This is a genomic window from Ruminococcus turbiniformis (genome assembly GCF_020687545.1).
Lineage (GTDB): Bacteria > Bacillota > Clostridia > Lachnospirales > Lachnospiraceae > Mediterraneibacter > Mediterraneibacter turbiniformis.
In genome coordinates, this window is the sequence record NZ_JAJEQX010000002.1 from 13,709 (window position 1) to 34,055 (window position 20,347).

20 protein-coding genes are annotated in these 20,347 nt (G+C 50.1%); 19 read left to right on the plus strand and 1 reads right to left on the minus strand.

Features of this window, described 5'->3' with window-relative positions:
* Window positions 1–120: 120 nt before the first annotated feature.
* From LKD70_RS01270 to LKD70_RS01355, 18 genes are all read left to right on the plus strand, one after another.
* Window positions 121–1,560 (plus strand): acyl-CoA carboxylase subunit beta, encoded by a 1,440-nt coding sequence (locus tag LKD70_RS01270; RefSeq protein ID WP_227706249.1) that lies wholly within the window; start codon window positions 121–123, stop codon window positions 1,558–1,560.
* A gap of 14 nt (window positions 1,561–1,574) precedes the next feature.
* Window positions 1,575–2,354, plus strand: a complete 780-nt coding sequence (locus LKD70_RS01275) for an OadG family transporter subunit (RefSeq protein ID WP_227706250.1) — start codon at window positions 1,575–1,577, stop codon at window positions 2,352–2,354.
* 22 nt (window positions 2,355–2,376) lie between these two features.
* Entirely contained in the window at window positions 2,377–2,751 is a 375-nt protein-coding gene (locus tag LKD70_RS01280; RefSeq protein ID WP_227706251.1) for an acetyl-CoA carboxylase biotin carboxyl carrier protein subunit, read from the plus strand.
* A gap of 22 nt (window positions 2,752–2,773) precedes the next feature.
* Entirely contained in the window at window positions 2,774–3,925 is a 1,152-nt protein-coding gene (locus LKD70_RS01285; protein WP_227706252.1) for a sodium ion-translocating decarboxylase subunit beta, read from the plus strand.
* 18 nt (window positions 3,926–3,943) lie between these two features.
* Window positions 3,944–5,359 carry an oxaloacetate decarboxylase subunit alpha gene (locus tag LKD70_RS01290; RefSeq protein ID WP_227706253.1) on the plus strand — a complete coding sequence of 472 codons (1,416 nt, stop codon included), beginning with the start codon at window positions 3,944–3,946 and terminating at the stop codon, window positions 5,357–5,359.
* A gap of 179 nt (window positions 5,360–5,538) precedes the next feature.
* The gene (locus LKD70_RS01295) at window positions 5,539–7,326 is read left to right on the plus strand and encodes an aminopeptidase P family protein (protein ID WP_227706254.1); all 1,788 of its coding nucleotides are present in this window, start codon (window positions 5,539–5,541) and stop codon (window positions 7,324–7,326) included.
* Between the two features lie 50 nt (window positions 7,327–7,376).
* A complete protein-coding gene (locus LKD70_RS01300) occupies window positions 7,377–8,330 on the plus strand; it encodes a MurR/RpiR family transcriptional regulator (protein WP_227706419.1) in 954 nt (317 codons plus the stop codon).
* On the plus strand, window positions 8,323–9,564 hold the full coding sequence (locus LKD70_RS01305) for a BaiN/RdsA family NAD(P)/FAD-dependent oxidoreductase (RefSeq protein ID WP_227706255.1): 1,242 nt from the start codon (window positions 8,323–8,325) through the stop codon (window positions 9,562–9,564). The genes LKD70_RS01300 and LKD70_RS01305 overlap by 8 nt, the downstream gene beginning before the upstream one ends.
* A 171-nt stretch (window positions 9,565–9,735) precedes the next feature.
* On the plus strand, window positions 9,736–10,479 hold the full coding sequence (locus tag LKD70_RS01310; RefSeq protein ID WP_227706256.1) for a helix-turn-helix domain-containing protein: 744 nt from the start codon (window positions 9,736–9,738) through the stop codon (window positions 10,477–10,479).
* Between the two features lie 89 nt (window positions 10,480–10,568).
* Window positions 10,569–11,225: a (d)CMP kinase gene (cmk, locus tag LKD70_RS01315; protein WP_227706257.1), complete on the plus strand. Its 657-nt coding sequence runs from the start codon at window positions 10,569–10,571 to the stop codon at window positions 11,223–11,225.
* A gap of 49 nt (window positions 11,226–11,274) precedes the next feature.
* Window positions 11,275–12,126, plus strand: a complete 852-nt coding sequence (gene ispH / locus LKD70_RS01320) for a 4-hydroxy-3-methylbut-2-enyl diphosphate reductase (protein ID WP_227706258.1) — start codon at window positions 11,275–11,277, stop codon at window positions 12,124–12,126.
* On the plus strand, window positions 12,107–13,216 hold the full coding sequence (gene rpsA / locus LKD70_RS01325) for a 30S ribosomal protein S1 (RefSeq protein ID WP_227706259.1): 1,110 nt from the start codon (window positions 12,107–12,109) through the stop codon (window positions 13,214–13,216). Before ispH ends, rpsA begins: the two co-directional genes overlap by 20 nt.
* Before the next feature lie 332 nt (window positions 13,217–13,548).
* The gene (gene rsxC / locus LKD70_RS01330; protein ID WP_227706260.1) at window positions 13,549–14,868 is read left to right on the plus strand and encodes an electron transport complex subunit RsxC; all 1,320 of its coding nucleotides are present in this window, start codon (window positions 13,549–13,551) and stop codon (window positions 14,866–14,868) included.
* 16 nt (window positions 14,869–14,884) lie between these two features.
* On the plus strand, window positions 14,885–15,817 hold the full coding sequence (locus LKD70_RS01335) for an RnfABCDGE type electron transport complex subunit D (protein WP_227706261.1): 933 nt from the start codon (window positions 14,885–14,887) through the stop codon (window positions 15,815–15,817).
* Window positions 15,817–16,431 (plus strand): RnfABCDGE type electron transport complex subunit G, encoded by a 615-nt coding sequence (locus LKD70_RS01340; RefSeq protein WP_227706262.1) that lies wholly within the window; start codon window positions 15,817–15,819, stop codon window positions 16,429–16,431. Before LKD70_RS01335 ends, LKD70_RS01340 begins: the two co-directional genes overlap by 1 nt.
* Window positions 16,424–17,182 (plus strand): electron transport complex subunit RsxE, encoded by a 759-nt coding sequence (gene rsxE / locus LKD70_RS01345; RefSeq protein ID WP_227706263.1) that lies wholly within the window; start codon window positions 16,424–16,426, stop codon window positions 17,180–17,182. The genes LKD70_RS01340 and rsxE overlap by 8 nt, the downstream gene beginning before the upstream one ends.
* Window positions 17,183–17,773 carry an electron transport complex protein RnfA gene (locus tag LKD70_RS01350; RefSeq protein ID WP_227706264.1) on the plus strand — a complete coding sequence of 197 codons (591 nt, stop codon included), beginning with the start codon at window positions 17,183–17,185 and terminating at the stop codon, window positions 17,771–17,773. It abuts the gene before it with no gap.
* Window positions 17,774–17,786: 13 nt separating this feature from the next.
* Window positions 17,787–18,584, plus strand: coding sequence for an RnfABCDGE type electron transport complex subunit B (locus tag LKD70_RS01355; RefSeq protein WP_227706265.1), 798 nt, complete (start codon window positions 17,787–17,789; stop codon window positions 18,582–18,584).
* 125 nt (window positions 18,585–18,709) lie between these two features.
* On the opposite strand, the gene LKD70_RS01360 is transcribed toward LKD70_RS01355, so the two are convergent.
* Window positions 18,710–19,612, minus strand: coding sequence for an FAD:protein FMN transferase (locus LKD70_RS01360; protein WP_320442573.1), 903 nt, complete (start codon window positions 19,610–19,612; stop codon window positions 18,710–18,712).
* Between the two features lie 343 nt (window positions 19,613–19,955).
* Between LKD70_RS01360 and LKD70_RS01365 the strand changes: the two genes are divergently transcribed.
* A complete protein-coding gene (locus LKD70_RS01365; protein ID WP_227706266.1) occupies window positions 19,956–20,327 on the plus strand; it encodes a NusG domain II-containing protein in 372 nt (123 codons plus the stop codon).
* Window positions 20,328–20,347 lie beyond the last annotated feature (20 nt).

Here is a 20,347-nt window from a genome sequence, read left to right on the forward strand (position 1 = left end):
TGAAAAAATTGTCAGATATGATGAATTTTGAATTGAAATTCGCTTTCCGCTGTTATATACTAGAATAGGCAGAAATTATGGTTTATTTAAACAAATTTTTTCAATATGGAGGGCTAGAATATGAGCTACAATGCAACAGGAAACTCAGCAAGCAGACGTATTGCCACTTTGCTTGATGAGGGCAGCTTTGTTGAAATCGGCGGTGCTGTTACTGCAAGAAGCACTGATTTCAACCTGCAGGACAAAGAGACTCCTTCCGATGGTGTCATCACCGGATACGGAGTAATCGACGGCAACCTCGTGTATGTGTACAGCCAGGATGCATCAGTTCTTGGCGGCGCAATGGGCGAGATGCACGCGAAAAAAATTGCCGGTATTTATGACATGGCGATGAAAATGGGCGCGCCGGTAGTCGGACTGATCGACTGTGCCGGATTAAGACTTCAGGAGGCCACAGACGCTCTTGAAGCATTCGGAAGCCTCTATTACAAGCAGACCATGGCTTCCGGAGTTGTACCGCAGATTGCTGCGATCTTTGGCATGTGCGGAGGCGGGCTTGCAGTAGTTCCGGGACTGGCCGACTTTACTTTCATGGAGGAGAAGGAAGGAAAACTCTTTGTAAATTCTCCGAACGCACTGGAGGGAAACGAGATCTCCAGATGCGATACTTCAAGCGCGCAGTATCAGAGCGCGACAGCAGGACTTGTAGACGGAACCGGCTCTGAGGAGGAGATTCTCGGACAGATCCGTTCTCTGATCTGCATGATTCCGGCAAATTATGAAGATGATCTCTCCTATGAAGAGTGTACAGACGATCTCAACCGCGCATGTGCTGATATCGCGAATGCTGTCGGAGATACATCCATTGTTATTTCTCAGATTGCAGACGATCAGATCTTCATGGAAATGAAGAAAGACTACGCAAAAGAGATGGTGACAGGGTTCATCCGCTTAAACGGCATGACAGTAGGCGCTGTCGCAAACCGTACGGTGATCTACGGCGAGGACGGCTCTGAGGAAGCATCCTTTGACTGTGCGCTGACAGTAGACGGATGCAAGAAAGCCATCGATTTTGTAAACTTCTGTGATGCCTTCTCCATTCCGGTCCTCACATTCACAAACGTGGCAGGCTTTGCTGCGACTGTTGAGTCTGAGAAGAATATGGCAAGGGCAGTTGCAAGAATGACTTATACCTTTGCAAACGCAACGGTTCCGAAAGTAAATGTTATCATCGGAAAGGCTTACGGAAGCGCTTATGTTGCGATGAACAGCAAATCCATCGGAGCGGACATGGTATACGCATGGCCGGATGCGCAGATCGGCATGATGGATGCGGATCTTGCGGCTAAGATCATGTATGCTGACGCGGATGCTTCCACTCTGAAAGAGAAAGCGGCGCAGTACAGAGAGCTCCAGTCCAGCCCACAGTCAGCGGCGGGAAGAGGGTATGTAGATGCCATCATCGAGCCGGCGGACACAAGGAAATATGTGATCGGAGCATTTGAGATGCTGTTCACAAAGAGAGAGAACCTGCCGGACAAAAAACACGGTACGGTTTAGTGAGGTGAGGCGAAGTGAAGAAAAAAATCAGTTTAGCAGGGCTTGCTCTCGTCCTCGTCCTTGGAGTAACGGGATGCAGCAGCACGTCCACGACAGAATATAATCAGGAAGAGCTTGAGCAGTACGCCGATTTTATCGTCACGAATTTCAGCTCGATGTCAGATGAAGATCTGGCAGCATTTTCTGAGATGTCGGATCTTGAACTTGATCTGACGCTCCTCAACGCAGGCGTTCCGGTCAGCGGAGAGAATTTCCTTGCCATGATCAACGCATGGCAGGCAGGGGAGGATGAGTGCGGAGCTTTCGTGGGAATAACCGGTGAGTACACCGCCGAAACGACAAACGACGGCGTAACGCTTACAGCTGACGCAGAGTATGAAGACCGCAGCGCTTCCATTCAGTTCGCATTTGATGATGAGCTGAACATGGACAGCATCACAGTCAGTGCTGAGTATTCCATCGGCGAGATTCTCCAGAAGGCCGGCCTGAATACGATTCTCGGCATGGGTACTGTATTTGTGGTCCTGATCTTCCTTTCATTTGTAATCTCTCTGCTGAAGTTCCTTCCGGCACTTGAGAAGAAGTTCCGGAAAGCTCCGGCAGCTGAAAAGGCAGCTCCGGAATCAGCTTCCGCACCTGCTCCGGCACCTGCGGCGGCAGAAGCAGCAGATGAAACGGATGACAGTGAGCTTGTTGCGGTAATCGCTGCTGCGGTTGCGGCATCAGAGGGAACGTCCACAGATGGATTTGTTGTAAGATCAATCAGAAGAAGAAAATCGAATAAATGGAATTAATCATAATCAGGAGGATTCGAAAATGAAAAATTATACCATCACAGTGAACGGTAATGTATATGATGTAACAGTAGAAGAAAACGGCGCCGGTGCGGCTCCGGCACCTGCAGCAGCTCCGAAGGCTGCACCAAAGGCAGCTCCCAAGGCGGCTCCCGCAGCAGCACCGAAAGCAGCAGGCGCAGGAAGTATCCAGGTAAAGGCTGGCGCTGCTGGAAAAGTATACCAGATTCCGACAAAGGTCGGACAGAGCGTTCAGGCCGGTGACGCTGTCGTTATCATTGAAGCAATGAAGATGGAGATCCCGGTTGTTGCCCCGGAAGCGGGAACCATTGCCAGCATTGATGTAGCAGTCGGCGACGCAATTGAGGCAGGAGCAGTACTGGCTACATTAAACTAGTTACCACCAGGAGGTTTGACAAATGGAATATATTTCAACTACACTGGGGAATCTTGTTGAGCAGACCGCTTTCATGAATCTGACTGTCGGAAACCTGGTCATGATCGGTGTTGCCTGCATCTTTCTCTATCTGGCAATCAGACACGGCTTTGAGCCGCTGCTGCTTGTCCCGATCGCCTTCGGTATGCTGCTCGTGAATATCTATCCGGATATCATGATCTCCCCCGAAGAAGCGTCCAACGGAACGGGCGGACTTTTGTATTATTTCTATGTACTTGATGAATGGTCGATTCTGCCGTCCCTGATCTTCCTTGGAGTCGGTGCGATGACAGACTTCGGACCGCTGATCGCGAACCCGAAGAGTTTCCTTCTCGGTGCTGCCGCTCAGTTTGGTATTTTTGCCGCTTATCTGGGCGCCATGGCAATGGGGTTCTCCGACAGAGCCGCGGCTGCCATCTCCATTATCGGCGGGGCTGACGGACCGACTTCCATCTTCCTTGCAGGAAAACTGGAACAGACGGCAATTCTCGGACCGATCGCTGTGGCTGCGTACTCGTACATGTCCCTTGTACCGATTATCCAGCCCCCGATCATGAAGCTTCTGACAACTGAGAAAGAACGTAAGATCAAAATGGAGCAGCTTCGTCCGGTATCCAAGCTGGAGAAAATCCTCTTCCCGATCATCATCACTATCGTTGTATGTGTGATCCTTCCTACAACAGCTCCGCTGGTAGGTATGCTTATGCTTGGTAACCTGTTCAAAGAGTCCGGTGTCGTAAGACAGCTGACAGATACAGCCGGAAACGCGCTGATGTATATCGTTGTTATCCTGCTGGGTACTTCCGTAGGTGCTACGACAAGTGCCGAGGCCTTCCTTAACATGGATACAATCAAGATCGTTATCCTCGGTCTGATTGCGTTCGCATTCGGTACAGCAGCAGGCGTCCTGTTCGGAAAACTGATGTGCTGGGCATCAAAAGGCAAGGTAAATCCGCTGATCGGTTCCGCCGGTGTGTCTGCCGTTCCTATGGCGGCACGTGTTTCTCAGAAAGTCGGATCTGAAGCTGACCCGACCAACTTCCTGCTGATGCACGCGATGGGACCAAACGTGGCAGGTGTTATCGGTACGGCTGTCGCAGCCGGAACGTTTATGGCTATCTTTGGCGTTAAGTAGTAAATGGAGGACAAATCAATGGCAGAAATTGGAAAAAAACCAGTTAAAATAACAGAAACAATTCTGCGTGACGCACATCAGTCCCTGATTGCCACCAGAATGACCACAGAACAGATGCTCCCGATCATTGACAAAATGGACAAGGTCGGATATCACGCGGTAGAGTGCTGGGGCGGAGCGACATTTGACGCTTCCCTGCGTTTCCTGAAAGAAGATCCGTGGGAAAGACTCCGCAAATTCCGCGACGGATTCAAAAACACAAAACTTCAGATGCTGTTCCGCGGACAGAATATCCTTGGATACCGTCCGTACGCTGACGATGTTGTAGAGTATTTCGTTCAGAAATCCGTTGCAAACGGAATCGACATCATCCGTATCTTCGACTGCCTGAATGATATCAGAAATCTTCAGACAGCCGTAACCGCAGCAAACAAGGAGAAGGCTCACGCACAGGTTGCAATGTCCTACACACTGGGGGACGCTTATACTCTTGACTACTGGGTAGACCTGGCAAAGAGAATCGAAGACATGGGAGCCAACTCCATCTGCGTAAAGGATATGGCAGGTCTTCTCTGCCCGTACCAGGCAACAGAGCTTGTGACCGCACTCAAAGAAGCGGTTGACATCCCGATCGAGATGCACACCCACTACACATCCGGTGTCGCTGCAATGACATATTTGAAATCTGTTGAGGCAGGAGCTGACATCATTGATACGGCAATTTCTCCGTTCGCGCTCGGAACATCCCAGCCGGCGACAGAGGTTATGGTTGAGACATTTAAGGGTACAGAGTACGATACAGGCCTTGATCAGAAACTTCTTGCTGAGATTGCGGATTACTTCCGTCCGATCAGAGATGAGGCGCTTAAATCAGGACTTCTCAATCCGACGAATCTGGGAGTCAACATCAAGACACTTCTGTATCAGGTTCCCGGAGGAATGCTTTCCAACCTCACATCTCAGCTCAAAGAGCAGGGTGCGGAGGACAAGTTCTACGATGTGCTTGAGGAAGTACCGCGTGTCCGCAAAGACCTCGGTGAGCCGCCGCTTGTTACACCGTCTTCACAGATCGTCGGAACACAGGCTGTGTTCAACGTGCTGATGGGAGAGCGCTACAAGATGGCAACAAAGGAGACAAAAGATATTCTTGCAGGAAAGTACGGTGCTACTGTAAAACCGGTAAATCCGGAAATTCAGAAGAAGATCCTCGGAGAGGATGCAGAGATCATCACATGCCGTCCGGCCGACCTGATCCCCAACGAGCTCGATACACTCCGCAAAGAGTGCGAGCGCTGGATCCAGCAGGATGAGGATGTGCTGACATACGCGCTCTTCCCGCAGGTTGCTGTTGACTTCTTCAAATACAGAGAAGCACAGCAGACGAAAGTTGACGCTACTGTAGCTGATACGGAGAACGGAGCATATCCGGTCTAAAGCAAAAAGCTTTTTTCAGGGCTGATCATTAGGTCAGCCCTATTTTTATTTGTACTCTCGCCGGAATGGTGTTATCATATGTAATGGCCGGCGTCAATATACATTGACGCTGATGCGGGATCAGAAAATTCGTTTCCCGCATCTTACTATTTTGTATTTTGCAGGAGGATCGATAAAATATGAATATTCCGGAAAGGATCGCCGCACTGCGCGGTGAAATGAAAAAGGAAGGCATAGATCTGTATCTGATCCCGTCGACGGATTATCATCAGAGCGAATACGTGGGAGAATACTTCAGGGAACGCCAGTTTATCAGCGGATTTACCGGTTCGGCAGGAACGGTTGCAGTCACTTCCGCCAGGGCCGGCCTGTGGACGGACGGCCGGTACTTTCTTCAGGCAGAGCAGCAGCTTGAAGGAAGCGGAATCGAACTTTTCAGAATGGGAGAACCGGGCGTGGATACACTCGAAGCATTTGCGGAGAAAACTCTCCCTGACGGCGGCGTGATCGGATTCGACGGAAGAACCATCGGCATTACAGACGGGAGAAACTGGGAGCGTATTGCCGGAAAGAAAAACGGACACGTCAGGTATCAGTGCAGTCTGATTGACAGGATCTGGTCAGACCGTCCCCGGCTTCCCGATGCGAAAGCGTTTCTACTGGATGAGAAATACAGTGGAGAGAGCACGGCGCAGAAGCTTTCCCGCGTCAGAGAGAAGATGAGAGAGTATCATGCCGATATTCACCTCCTTTCCAGCCTGGACGATATCGCCTGGCTGCTCAATATCCGGGGCGGGGATATCGCTTACTGTCCCCTCGTGCTGGCATATCTCATACTGAATCAGGACAGCGCAGTACTCTTTACCGACGCAGACAAATTCGGAAGCGAAATCAGAGAACTTTTTGAGAAAAACCGTATTTTCCTCCGCCCATACGGCGAGATCGGGGAGGCGCTCAACGCTCTTTCGGGAGGGCAGCGGATTCTTCTCGATCCCGAGAGAGTCAATTATACGCTGCTGCAGAGCATTCCAGAGAACGTGGAGATCGTGGAGCGGGAAAATCCGGAAGTTCTTATGAAGAGTACGAAAAACGATGTGGAAGCCGCCAATATCCGGAACGCACATCTCAAAGACGCTGCCGCGCATATCCGTTTCATGCGCTGGCTGAAGGAAAATATCGGGAAAACTGAGATCACGGAAATCTCTGCGTCAGACCGCCTCGAGCAGTTCCGCGCGGAGCAGGAAGGCTATCTCGGACCGAGCTTTGCGCCTATCAGCGCCTATGCTGAACACGGCGCGATTGTCCATTACAGCGCGGACCAGAAGAGCAACGCAGTACTTCGTCCGGGGAAAATGCTTCTCACAGACACCGGCGGACACTATATGGAAGGCTCCACAGATATTACAAGAACGGTTGCCTTAGGTGAAATCCCGATGCGGGAGAAAGAGGACTTTACGCTTGTTCTCCGTGCGATGCTCCGCCTGATGAACACCGTATTTCTGTACGGCTGCACAGGGGCTTCCCTTGACTGTATCGCCCGGGAAGTGTTCTGGGAAAAGAGAGTAAACTTTAATCACGGAACCGGCCACGGCGTGGGCTATCTGATGAACATCCATGAGGCGCCCATCAATTTCCGCTGGAAAGAGGGAAAATTCCCTGCGGCTGTCCTGGAAAAGAACATGGTGATTACGGACGAACCCGGAATCTATATTGCCGGAAGCCACGGCATCCGTACAGAAAACGAGCTCCTTGTGTGCGAGGATGAGACGAACGAATACGGCCGTTTTATGCATTTTGAGCCGCTTACTTTCGTGCCGGTTGATCTGGATGCGGTTCTCCCGGAACAGATGGCAGAAACAGAGCGCGAAATGCTGAACCGCTACCACGCACAGGTATACGAAAAGATCTCACCGCTTCTCACGGAAGAGGAATGTGCATGGCTGAAAGAGTATACCCGTCCCGTATGAAAGAAGAACGGGGCGGCAAAAGAAAAAGTAAGGATGAAAAATCGTCAATTATGGAAACATCTGAAACAACAACAAATGATCTGATTCTGAGGATCGAAGAAAAATATAAGAAAATGAGCAAGGGACAGCGGCGCCTTGCGGACTATGTCCGGAGCAACTATGACAAAGCTGTCTTTCTTACAGCGGCAAAACTCGGCGAGACCGTAGGCGTCAGCGAATCTACGGTCGTGCGTTTTGCTATCCAGCTCGGCTATAAGGGCTATCCCGGCTTTCAGAAAGCGCTGGAAGAACTGGTGCGGAACAGACTGAATTCGATTCAGCGTATGGAAGTCACATACGGCAGAATCAGCCAGAGTGAAATACTGGATAATGTTCTCCACTCCGATATCGAAAAGATCAAAGAGACCGTGGCCGTGATTGATCACAGGGCGTTTGATCTCGCCATTGACACGATCATGAACGCCCGCAAAATTTATGTAATCGGCATACGCAGCTGCGCACCGCTGGCTTCTTTCCTGACCTTTTATCTGAATCTGGTATGTGATAATGTCAATTCCGTGATCACAAACAGTTCCAGTGAGGTGTTTGAGCAGCTGATGCGGATCGGCGAGGACGACGTCATCATAGGGATCAGCTTTCCACGCTATTCCATGCGGACTTTAAAGGCACTGGAATTTGCCAGCAGCCGGAAGGCAAAGGTAATTACACTGACCGACAGCGTCCACTCGCCAATGAACCTTTATTCTTCCTGCAATCTGATTGCGCGCAGCGACATTGCTTCCATCGTGGATTCTCTTGTGGCGCCATTGAGCGTAATCAATGCGCTGATTGTCGCCCTCTGCATGAAAAAGCAGAAGGAGGTCGTATCCACCCTGGAGACACTGGAAAAGATATGGGGGGAATATCAGGTGTACAGCAGCGACGAACTCAATCCAGTCGCTACCTCTTTTTCCCGCGGGCTCGATTCAAACTCCCAGAGAAAGGATGATTTGGAAAATGGCTGAAATACTGATTGTCGGCGGCGGAGCTTCCGGAATGATGGCGGCCGTGGCGGCAGCGCAGTGCGGAAACCGCGTCACTCTTTTTGAGAAAAATGAAAAACTCGGAAAGAAGCTTTTTATCACAGGAAAAGGGCGATGCAATATTACTAACAATGCGGAAGTGGAAGACCTTTTCCCTGCAGTGATCTCCAACCCCAAGTTTCTCTACAGTGCGTTTTACAGTTTTACAAACGAACAGACGGTAGAGTTCTTTGAGGATCTCGGAGTAAAAACGAAAGTAGAGCGGGGCGGGAGAGTCTTTCCTCTCTCCGATCATTCATCCGATGTCATCCGCGCTCTGGAGCGGGAGATGAAGCGGCTGAATGTGCGTGTCTTCCTGAACAGTGAAGTGTGCGGACTTTCCGTACGGGACGATGAGGTGAAAGGGATTGTGGTCTCGGGAGGCCGGAAGATCCGCGGTGATGCGGTTATCGTCGCTACCGGCGGGATCTCTTATCCGTCCACCGGCTCAACCGGGGACGGGTACCGTTTTGCAAAGGAATGCGGGCATCATATCTCGGATCTTTCCCCTGCCCTTGTGCCGATGGAAGTAAAAGAGGACTATACGGGAGAGCTGATGGGCCTTTCCCTTCGTAATGTGGAAATCTGCATCACAGATGGGAAGAAAAAACTGTACGAAGATTTCGGAGAAATGCTTTTCACACATTACGGCGTAACCGGACCTGTAATTTTAAGCGCCAGCAGTGTGGTCGGGAAAAAACTGAAAGAGCGTGAGCTGACGCTCCATATTAACTTAAAGCCTGCGCTCACAGAAGAACAGCTTGACAGGAGAGTGCTCCGGGAATTTGAGGAAAATCAGAACCGGCAGTTTAAAAACTCTGTGGACAGTCTCTTCCCTGCAAAGCTCCGCCCGGTGATTGTTGCGCTCTCAGAGATCCCCCCTGAGAAAAAGGTAAATGAGATCACCAGGGAAGAACGTCACCGGTTTATTCGTCTGATCCGGGATTTCCCGATGACGCTGACCGGTCTGAGAGGGTACAGTGAGGCAATCATTACGAGAGGCGGGGTGTCCGTCCGGGAGATCGATCCCGGAACGATGGAGTCCAGACTGGTGAAAGGACTGTTCTTTGCAGGAGAAGTTCTGGATCTGGACGCGGTCACCGGTGGATACAATCTCCAGATTGCCTGGTCAACAGGTCATCTTGCGGGAATGAACGCCGGAGCCTTAAGTCTGTAAGTCTGATACAGGCTGCCCGCCAAAACTCCGGGGCTTATAAAGCCGTCCTGCTATGCTCTGCTGAGGGCTTTGGCGGCGGCTCTACTGACAGGAGATTGAAAGGATACTGCGAAGGCTGTAAAATATCGGCAGACTGGCTGCAGTCATAATATACTCAGGAGGAATTACAATATGGAACAGATCAACAACGAAAAATTCGGCAGGTTTCTCTTGGAACTCCGCAGCGAAAAAGGAATGACCCAGAGAGAACTCGGCAAAAAGCTTTATGTCTCGGATAAGACTGTAAGCAAATGGGAGCGAGGGGCAAGCCTGCCCCAGACCGCGCTTATCATTCCCCTTGCAGAGACACTCGGTGTAACGGCACAGGAACTGCTTACGGGGGAGAAAATCACCGGCAGCAATCAGACCGGACCGGACAGCGAGACAGGCAATAACGTCATTCATGAGGAGCTTCGAGCGGCAAAGAAAAAACGGATCCTGTTTTTCGCAGCGGCACTTCTGATCACGCTCGCAGAGATCGGGATTCTGTACGGGATGGGAATTTCCATAGAAGACATGCGGCAGAATGTGATTCTGTTTTCGCTTCTGTTCCTTCTTTTCAGCGGCTGGTTCTGCATCGGCGCGAAAGAACTTCTTCCCGCTTTTTATGATCAGGAGAAGATCTCCTTTGTCCAGCAGGGACCGGTGCGCATCAATCTGGCAGGAATCGGGTTCAACAACAATAACTGGCCGCGGCTGTGCCGCTTTTTCCGGATCTGGTGTGCGGCCGCAGCCGTGTTTTATCCGCTTGTATGCATCTTCACTGTACTGACAGCCGGCTTTTCCGCGTGGGAGACTTTCATGAATTCTCTGGCTCTCATTCTTGCGCTGATTCTCCTCGCCGGCGTTCTCGTGGTCGCGAAAAAGAATGAATAGTCAAACAGAACGGAACAGGGTATAATGATCTGGTCGGATAAAATATCACTTTACAATACTATTCAAACACATCAGGGAGGAATCAGACAATGGGATATAACGTCGCAATCGACGGGCCGGCAGGAGCCGGAAAGAGCACCATCGCGAAACTTGTGGCTAAGGAGAAAGGCTATATCTATGTGGATACCGGGGCAATGTACAGAGGACTGGCCGTGCATTTCCTGAGAAAAGGGATCAATGCGGACGACCGCAGTGCGGTTGCGGACGCCTGCGCCGATGCGGAAGTGACGATCGGCTATGAAAACGGTGCGCAGCAGGTTTATTTAAACGGCGGCAATATCACAGATTTAATCCGCGGCGAAGAAGTCGGAAATATGGCCTCCAGGACATCCGCGATCCCAGAAGTCCGTGAGAAACTTCTGGAACTTCAGCGTTCCCTTGCACGCAGCCACGATGTGGTGATGGACGGAAGAGACATCGGCACCAATATTCTTCCGGACGCAGATGTGAAAGTATACCTTACCGCCAGCGTGCAGACGCGCGCAAAGAGAAGGTTTGATGAGCTTCAGGAAAAAGGGGTGGCCTGTGATTTAAAGGAGATCGAACGGGATATCAGGGAGAGAGATGAGCGCGATATGAACCGCGACATCGCCCCGCTTAAGCAGGCGGAGGATGCTGTCCTGATCGACAGTTCCGACATGACCATTCCGGAAGTTACGGCAGAAATCTGCAGACTGTGCAGATAACCGTCCGGTTCGCCGCCTGCGGAAATACGGAAAATAAAGGGAGAAAACAATGGAAATAATAAGAGCGGAAACGGCCGGATTCTGTTTCGGGGTAAAACGAGCCGTTGACACAGTATACGAACAGGTTGAAAACTGCGGCGGTCCGATTTACACACTTGGACCGATCATACACAATGAGGAAGTTGTCCGGGATATGGAGAGCAGAGGCGTGGCAGTGCTTCGCTCAGAGGATGAACTCGACCGTCTTGATAAAGGCACGGTCATCATCCGTTCCCACGGCATTGCAAAAAGAGTATATGACAAACTGGAGGAAAAAGGACTCCGGATCGTGGATGCCACCTGTCCGTTTGTAAAAAAGATTCACAATATCGTAGAGAAGGAAAGCGCGTCGGGAAATTTTATCGTGATTATCGGCAATCCTGACCATCCGGAAGTGCAGGGGATTCGCGGATGGGCCGGAAAAGATGCCGCTGTCATTCAGAATACGGAAGACGCCGAAAAATTTATTCCGGAGAAAAACAGAAAGATATGTATCGTATCCCAGACGACATTTAATTACAATAAATTTAAAGATTTAGTTGAAATTATCAAGAAAAAGAGTTATGATGTAAGTGTTTTAAATACAATCTGCAATGCGACCAGAGAGCGTCAGACAGAGGCTCAGCGTATTGCGGGATTGGTGGATGCTATGATAGTGATTGGTGACAAACATAGTTCCAATACCCAGAAGTTATTTGAAATCTGCCGGATGGCATGTAACAATACGTACTATATTCAGACACTTGACGATTTGGATTTGAATCAATTAGGGTCAGTGGAAACAGTAGGTATTACAGCAGGGGCATCCACGCCCAACAATATAATTGAGGAGGTTCAAAATAATGTCAGAATTATCTTTTGAACAGATGTTAGACGAGTCATTCAAAACAATCCACAACGGAGAGGTAGTCGACGGTACGGTAATCGATGTAAAGCCTGATGAGATCATCCTGAATATCGGTTATAAGGCAGACGGAATTATTACAAAAAACGAATACTCCAACGATTCTTCCCTGGATCTGACGACAGTTGTATCAGTCGGAGATCCGATGACAGTGAAAGTCCTGAAGGTAAACGATGGGGAAGGGCAGGTTCTTCTTACATATAAGAGACTTGCTGCTGAAAAAGGGAATGAGAGACTTCGCGAGGCTTATGAGAACAAGGAAGTGCTCAAGGCTACAGTTACTCAGATCCTGGGCGGCGGTATCTGTGCTACTGTTGATGAGGTGAGGGTGTTTATTCCCGCCAGCCTTGTATCTGATTCTTACGAGAAAGATCTTGGCAAATACGAAGGGCAGGAGATCGAGTTCGTAATCAGCGAATTCAATCCGAGAAGAAACCGTGTGATCGGCGACAGAAGGCAGCTTCTTGTGGCAGAGCGCGAAGAGAAACAGAAAGAGCTTTTTGCAAGACTTCAGGTAGGCGACAGAATTGACGGTACTGTTAAAAACGTAACAGATTTTGGAGCTTTTGTAGACCTGGGCGGTGTAGACGGCCTTCTGCATATTTCAGAGATGTCATGGGGACGTGTGGACAATCCGAAAAAGATTTTCCATGTGGGCGACAACCTGAACGTTCTTGTAAAAGATATCCATGATACAAAGATTGCACTCAGTCTGAAATTCCCGGAGACAAATCCGTGGGCAAACGCAGCTGAGGATTTTGCTGTTGGAAATATTATTACAGGAAGAGTTGCCCGTATGACAGACTTTGGCGCATTTGTTGAGCTTGCGCCGGGAGTGGATGCGCTTCTCCACGTTTCACAGATCTCACGTGCACACGTAGACAAGCCGTCTGACGTACTGTCAATCGGACAGGAGATCACAGCACGCATCGTAGATCTGAACGAGGCAGAGAAGAAAATCAGTCTCAGCATGAAGGTTCTTGAGCCGGAGCACAGAGACGACGAGGATGAGACTTACTATTCTGATGCTGAAGCAGCAGAGGAATAAGATTTCAGAAAAACCTGGAAAATTCAGACAGGAGGAAATTTCTCAATGGGGGAATTTCCTCCTGTTTTTTCGTTTGGGCATCGAGACAAAGTCCGGGGCATAATCCTTTGTGCTGCCCTGTGGAATCTTATCAGAAATATACAAAATAACCAAAGTTTCGTCCCGAATTGTTAAAAGTTCGACGGAATGTATGTATAAATGTGCAATTTTTTTAGTCAAAAAACTGGATTTTGAACATATATTCTAGTACAATAGTATAAATAAGAAATAAGGCATGAGACAGCGGTTGCAGGACTGCTGTTTATTCATGCTGGCAAGAAAGGAAGAGTAGAATGGGACTTCTGACATTCAAAGGCGGAATCCATCCGGATGATGGAAAACGTTTTTCAAAAGATCAGGCAATCAGGCCGCTTCTGCCAAAGGGCGATCTGGTATATCCTTTATCCCAGCACATTGGCGCACCTGCCAATCCTGTTGTGAAAAAGGGAGACCATGTCCTCAAAGGGCAGATGATCGCAGAAGCCGGGGGATTTGTATCGGCTCCTGTCTATGCCTCTGTCTCGGGTAATGTCAAGGGACTTGAATATCACTTCAATCCCGCAGGCTCAAAAGTAGAGTGCATTGTCATTGAAAATGACGGCGAGTATCAGGAGGTTGAGTACGAACCTGTAAAACCTCTCGCAGAGATGACGAAAGAGGAGATTCTCGAAAAAATCGGCAAGGCCGGCATTGTCGGTATGGGTGGAGCGGGATTCCCCACGCGGGTAAAGCTTTCCCCGAAAGAACCTGAGAAAATCGAGTATATTATTGCGAACTGCGCAGAGTGTGAGCCTTATATCACGGCGGACTACAGAAGAATGCTTGAAAACACAGAGCAGCTGGTGAGCGGAATGAGGGTTGTTCTCTCTCTGTTCCCGAACGCAAAGGGCTACTTCGCTGTGGAGGACAATAAGAAAGACTGCGCGCAGAAGCTTATGGAAGCAACTGCCGATGAGCCGCGTATGGATGTGAAGCTTCTTATGACGAAATATCCGCAGGGCGCAGAGCGCCAGCTTATCTATGCAGTGACAAAGCGCGCCATCAATTCTTCCATGCTTCCCGCAGACGCAGGCTGCATCGTGGACAACGTTGAGACACTGATCGGCATCCACACCGCTGTTGTTGAGGGGAAACCCCTTATGGAACGGGTTGTGACAGTAAGCGGCGACGCAGTGGCTTCCCCTGGAAACTTTAAAGTTCTTCTCGGAACAAGCCACGCAGAGCTGATCGAAGCTGCAGGCGGCTATACAGCAACTCCGGAAAAACTGATTTCCGGCGGTCCCATGATGGGATTTGCCATGGTTACGGCTGATGCTCCTGTTACCAAAACTTCCTCATCCATCCTGGCATTTAAAGAGGACGTTGTTTCCAGAAACCCGGAGACGGCATGCATTAACTGTGCGAGATGTGTGGATGTCTGTCCGAGCCGGATTATTCCGTCCCGCCTCGCGGATTTTGCGCAGCGTCATGATGAGGAGTCTTTTGTCGCAATGAACGGACTTGAGTGTGTGGAGTGCGGCTCCTGCAGTTATGTCTGCCCTGCCAAGAGACCTCTGAAGCAGTCGATTGGAGCGATGAGAAAGATCGCGCTTGCGAATAAGAGAAAAAAGTGAGAGAGGTGAGATGAAATTGAACGAGAAATTATACGTATCATCTTCGCCGCATATCCGTGACAAAGCCAAGACAAGCAACATCATGCTCATGGTACTGATCGCTCTGCTTCCGGCAACGATCTTCGGTATCTGGAATTTCCGTTCCGAGAATGCATGGCTTCTTGTGGTCGTGACGACGGCTGCGGCGGTTTTAGCAGAATACATATATGAAAAACTGATGCACAAACCGGTAACGATCAGGGACTGCAGTGCTGCAGTGACCGGACTTCTTCTGGCACTTAACCTGCCGCCGACACTTCCCGTATGGATGGGGGCACTCGGTTCCGTATTTGCAATCGTTGTCGTCAAGCAGCTGTTTGGCGGTCTGGGACAGAATTTTATGAACCCGGCTCTGGCTGCCAGAAACTTCCTTCTGATCAGTTTTACGGGTCCGATGACATATTTTGTCTACGACGGAGTTACAGGCGCGACGCCTCTGGCTGAGTTAAAAGCCGGAGAGGCAGTTGACACGATGTCCATGCTTGTCGGAACAATCCGCGGAACGATCGGCGAGACTTCTGTTATCGCCATTATGATTGGCGCAATGTTCCTCATTCTGATGGGTGTGATTGATCTTCGGATTCCGGGATCCTATATCGTATCCTTTGTCGTATTCATCGTGATTTTCGGAGGACACGGCTTTGACCCGCAGTATATCACAGCTCATCTCTGCGGAGGCGGTCTGATGCTCGGTGCATGGTTCATGGCTACAGACTATGTAACCTCGCCGATCACAAGCAGCGGAAAGATTATCTATGGTATCTGTATGGGACTTCTTACCGGACTGTTCCGTCTCTTCGGCGGCTCTGCGGAAGGCGTTTCCTATGCGATCATCATCAGTAACCTTTTAGTTCCGCTGATTGAGAAGATCACACTTCCAAAACCATTCGGCAAAGGAGGGGAGAAGTAATGAATAATATTGTGAAAAATACAATGATTCTGACAGCGATCACTGTCGTATCAGGACTTCTTCTTGGTGCTGCATACGGAATTACAAAAGAACCGATTGCGGCAGCGCAGGAAAACACCCGTCAGGAAGCGTTCCGCACGGTTCTGCCTGACGCTTCTTCCTTCGAGGCATATGGTGATTTCAATACAGAAAGCGCCGCATCTCTTCTCAGCGACAACGGCTATACATCCGATGAGATTACCGATGTTCAGATCGGAACAGACGACAGCGGAGAAACTGTGGGCTATGTAATCAACGTCACATCCAGCGAGGCATATGACGGAACACTTTCTCTCTCTGTAGGTATCGCGGCAGACGGCACGGTAAAGGGTGTGGAGATGCTCTCCATCTCAGAGACAGCCGGTCTTGGCATGAAGGCTGACGAGGCAGAGTTTAAAGATCAGTTCAAAGATAAACAGGTTGAGAAGTTCACCTATACGAAGAACGGCGAAGAGGGCGATGATATGATCGACGCGATCAGCGGCGCTACAATCACAACAAACTCGGTTGTCAATGCCGTGGACTCCGCGCTTGTATATTTTCAGAATGAGTTAGGAGGCGGTGTGAATGAATAAGTGTACAGAACGGCTTTTTAACGGCCTTGTGAAAGAAAACCCGACCTTTGTCCTCATGCTCGGTATGTGTCCGACTCTTGCGGTTACCACATCGGCAGTGAACGGTATCGGAATGGGACTCTCGACGACAGCCGTGCTTGTCATGTCAAACATGCTGATTTCCATGCTGCGCAAGATCATTCCGGATTCTGTGAGAATGCCGGCGTTCATCGTAGTTGTGGCATCTTTCGTAACAATTGTTGACTTCCTTCTGGAAGGATTTGTCCCGAGCCTGTATGAGTCTCTGGGTCTCTACATTCCGCTGATCGTGGTTAACTGTATCATTCTCGGAAGAGCGGAAAGCTACGCGTCCAAGAACCCGGTTCTCCCGTCCGTATTCGACGGTATCGGAATGGGGCTCGGATTCACAGTCGGACTTACATGTATCGGTATTGTCAGAGAGATTCTCGGCGCCGGACAGATCTTCGGCGTTCAGATCATGCCTGACGCGTATACACCGATCACAATCTTCATTCTTGCGCCGGGAGCATTCCTTGTACTTGCATGTCTCGTTGCCCTTCAGAATAAGGTGAAGGCGAACCTGGCAAAGAAAGGACAGAAAGCTCCGGCAGCTGCAGAGTGCGGCGAGGGATGTGCGTCATGCGCAAGCCGCGAGATATGCGGCGGACATATGTTCAATATGGACGCAGATCCGGATAAGAAGATTTCCGGAGAGGCAAAAAATAATAAGAAAGAACAGGAGGGGGCATAAATGCAGGAATTATTATTGATTGCAGTCGGCTCAGCATTTGTAAATAACGTCGTACTCAGCCAGTTCCTCGGAATCTGTCCGTTCCTGGGTGTGTCCAAAAACGTTAAAACAGCTGCCGGAATGGGCGGTGCCGTTGTGTTCGTCATTACGATCGCGTCATTTGTGACAGGACTGATTTATCAGTTCATCCTTGGCAATCCGAACATTATGGGCGGAGAGCTTGAGTACCTGAATACGATTGTATTCATCCTTGTCATCGCCGCTCTCGTTCAGTTCGTCGAGATGTTTTTAAAGAAGGCTATGCCGTCGCTCTACAATGCGCTGGGCGTATACCTTCCTCTGATCACGACAAACTGCGCGGTGCTCGGTGTTGCTCTGACAAACGTAGAGAGCGGATACGGTCTTCTGACCGGTGTCGTAAACGGTTTTGCCACAGCTTTCGGATTCCTTGTATCCATCGTTCTTATGGCCGGAATCCGTGAGAAAATTGAGTTTAATGATGTTCCCGAATCCTTCCGCGGAACACCGATTGTGCTTGTGACAGCCGGACTGATGGCGATCGCATTTTTCGGATTCTCAGGATTGATATAGGAGGAAAGATGAAATGAGTGTGACAGGAATTATTATAGCGGCTGTTGTCGTCGGCGGAACCGGCCTTTTCATCGGAGTTTTCCTCGGTATCGCCGGGAAAAAATTCGCTGTAGAAGTCGATGAGAGAGAAGAGGCCATCCTCGAGGTCCTTCCGGGCAACAACTGCGGTGGATGCGGTTATGCGGGCTGTTCCGGCCTTGCTGCCGCGATTGTGGCCGGAGAGGCTGAAGTGGGCGGATGTCCTGTAGGCGGCGCTCCCGTAGCTGACAAGATCAGCAAGATCATGGGCGTTGAAGCGGGAGCCCAGGAGAGAAAAGTAGCTTTCGTCAAGTGCGCTGGTACCTGCGAGAAGGCAAAAACAGAATATGAATACTTTGGCGTAAAGGACTGCGTTATGGCCAGCCAGATGCAGGACGGAGGCTCAAAAAGCTGTGCATTCGGATGCCTTGGCTACGGCTCCTGTGTAGATGCATGTCCGTTTGATGCAATCCACATCGTGGACGGCATTGCAGTCGTAGACAAAGAGGCTTGTAAAGCATGCGGAAAATGTGTTGCTGCATGTCCGAAGCACCTGATCGAGCTTATCCCGTATAAGCAGCAGACATTCGTTCAGTGTAATTCCAATGAAAAGGGAAAAGCGCTGATGGAGGCATGCCAGGTTGGATGTATCGGATGCCGTCTCTGCGAGAAGAACTGCGAGGCGGGCGCGATTACAGTAAACAACTTCCTTGCCCATATTGATGCGGATAAGTGTACAAACTGCGGCGTATGCGCAGAGAAGTGCCCGAGAAAGATCATCAAATTGTCATAGGATTCTTAAGCCTGTGACATTCAACGGATGAGATTGAATGAAATTTAGAAGGGGCGTCAGCTCCACAGATGACTTTTATCTGTGGAGCTGACGCCCCGTTTTTACTCTGGCGGTATTCATCCCGGTTACAGAATCGTCAGATCCAGATCATCGCTGCTCGGATGGACCTCCCCATCGCTTGTCACAAACACAGCCTCGATTCCGTCCAGACTCTGAATCAGGTCCATTCCGTCCTCAAGTCCCAGAACGAAACAGGTCGTGCTCAGGGCGTCGCCATCCACAGAGTTCTCCGATATGATTGTGACCTGATCAAGTTCATTTTCCACCGGGTACCCGGTGTCCGGGTCGAGTATGTGATGCCAGATCACGCCGTCCTTCTCAAAAAACCTTTCGTAATTTCCGGAGGAGACAACAGACTTGTCCGACACCCGGACCGTGGCGAGAGCGGTTCCCGTCTCCGCGAACGGTTTCTGCAGAGCGATGTTGAAGTCCGATCCGTCGTACCGTCCGCCGAGAGTCACCATATTTCCGCCCAGATTTATGAGCGCGTGTTCCACACCCTTGCTCTTGAGGTATTCTTTCAGCCTGTCGGCAATATATCCTTTCGCAATGCCGCCAAGATCAATCTTTGCGTCCGGATCAGTGAGCGTAACCGTAGTGCCGTCCACCTGAATGCAGCGGTAATCGATATGACTTACCGCCTCGGCAAGCTCATCCGGATCAGGCATGACGCCTTCCTCGTTGTCCCTGAACTGCCAGAGGCTGCTGGCAGGGGCGATCGTGATGTCAAACTTGCCGCCGGAGAGTTCTCCGTATCGGATTCCCGTGCGGATCAGATCCGCAGTCTCTTCGGAGACCGTGACAGGACTGCCGGCCGCATTGTTGATCTGAGACACTTCGCTTGTCTCTATCGTTGCGCTTAGAAGCTGTTCATAATATTCGCACATTTCATCGCAGTGATCCAGCACTTCCTGCTCCGTTCCCCACGCCTCGATCTGAACGATTGTATCAAAATACATTCCGCTCATCTGAAGGGATTCCGATTCCCGCGGACTGCTGCATCCGCCTGCCGAAGCCGAGACGGCCAGAAGTACGGCTGCGGATAAAATGGCGGTGATTTTTTTTGATTTCAGTGTTGTTCATCCTTTCCCTGCATCGTGTAATATACAAACGTGTAATATGCAAATGACAGTGCGCTGTCATTGTATCATTATAAAAGTTTCCGTTCCAAATGACAACAGGCAAAATGACAACTGATTGCATTCCAAAAGTCTGTGTGCTATGATATTTAATGCTGAAGCGCCGTGCATACAGAATGCAAATATATGCAGACAGTGTACAGGCGCGTAGAAACATTTTTGAGGTATTTTCATGAAACGAAACGACTTGATTCTCGGCGCCGCTGTAATTGCGGCAGCCGCGGTTCTGCTTATCTTTCAGCTTGTCAGAAGCGGAGACAGTGCGGCGCAGATCCGCGTCACGGTAGACGGAGAGCTCTACGGCACGTACGATCTCTCCGAAGACCAGACTGTCAGCATCAACGATACAAACCGTCTCGTAATCGAAAACGGAAGCGCACGCATGGAATGGGCGGACTGTCCGGACCAGATCTGTGTCAGCCACCGTGCAGTTACCCGGGACGGAGAGAGCATCATCTGTCTTCCAAACGAAGTTGTCGTATCGGTTGAGGACAGCCGGGCAGACACTCCGGAAGAAGAGCAGATTGACGGAATCGTTCAGTAGCGGGATTATACGAACAGAGA

What these genes read in the sequence shown, in the direction of transcription:
- LKD70_RS01270 (WP_227706249.1), top strand. Translation starts at nt 121, where the DNA reads ATGAGCTACAATGCAACAGGAAACTCAGCAAGCAGACGTATTGCCACT.
- LKD70_RS01280 (WP_227706251.1), top strand. Translation starts at nt 2,377, where the DNA reads ATGAAAAATTATACCATCACAGTGAACGGTAATGTATATGATGTAACA.
- LKD70_RS01285 (WP_227706252.1), top strand. Translation starts at nt 2,774, where the DNA reads ATGGAATATATTTCAACTACACTGGGGAATCTTGTTGAGCAGACCGCT.
- LKD70_RS01290 (WP_227706253.1), top strand. Translation starts at nt 3,944, where the DNA reads ATGGCAGAAATTGGAAAAAAACCAGTTAAAATAACAGAAACAATTCTG.
- LKD70_RS01295 (WP_227706254.1), top strand. Translation starts at nt 5,539, where the DNA reads ATGAATATTCCGGAAAGGATCGCCGCACTGCGCGGTGAAATGAAAAAG.
- LKD70_RS01300 (WP_227706419.1), top strand. Translation starts at nt 7,377, where the DNA reads ATGGAAACATCTGAAACAACAACAAATGATCTGATTCTGAGGATCGAA.
- LKD70_RS01305 (WP_227706255.1), top strand. Translation starts at nt 8,323, where the DNA reads ATGGCTGAAATACTGATTGTCGGCGGCGGAGCTTCCGGAATGATGGCG.
- LKD70_RS01310 (WP_227706256.1), top strand. Translation starts at nt 9,736, where the DNA reads ATGGAACAGATCAACAACGAAAAATTCGGCAGGTTTCTCTTGGAACTC.
- cmk (WP_227706257.1), top strand. Translation starts at nt 10,569, where the DNA reads ATGGGATATAACGTCGCAATCGACGGGCCGGCAGGAGCCGGAAAGAGC.
- ispH (WP_227706258.1), top strand. Translation starts at nt 11,275, where the DNA reads ATGGAAATAATAAGAGCGGAAACGGCCGGATTCTGTTTCGGGGTAAAA.
- rpsA (WP_227706259.1), top strand. Translation starts at nt 12,107, where the DNA reads ATGTCAGAATTATCTTTTGAACAGATGTTAGACGAGTCATTCAAAACA.
- rsxC (WP_227706260.1), top strand. Translation starts at nt 13,549, where the DNA reads ATGGGACTTCTGACATTCAAAGGCGGAATCCATCCGGATGATGGAAAA.
- LKD70_RS01340 (WP_227706262.1), top strand. Translation starts at nt 15,817, where the DNA reads ATGAATAATATTGTGAAAAATACAATGATTCTGACAGCGATCACTGTC.
- rsxE (WP_227706263.1), top strand. Translation starts at nt 16,424, where the DNA reads ATGAATAAGTGTACAGAACGGCTTTTTAACGGCCTTGTGAAAGAAAAC.
- LKD70_RS01350 (WP_227706264.1), top strand. Translation starts at nt 17,183, where the DNA reads ATGCAGGAATTATTATTGATTGCAGTCGGCTCAGCATTTGTAAATAAC.
- LKD70_RS01355 (WP_227706265.1), top strand. Translation starts at nt 17,787, where the DNA reads ATGAGTGTGACAGGAATTATTATAGCGGCTGTTGTCGTCGGCGGAACC.
- LKD70_RS01360 (WP_320442573.1), bottom strand. Translation starts at nt 19,612, where the DNA reads ATGAGCGGAATGTATTTTGATACAATCGTTCAGATCGAGGCGTGGGGA.
- LKD70_RS01365 (WP_227706266.1), top strand. Translation starts at nt 19,956, where the DNA reads ATGAAACGAAACGACTTGATTCTCGGCGCCGCTGTAATTGCGGCAGCC.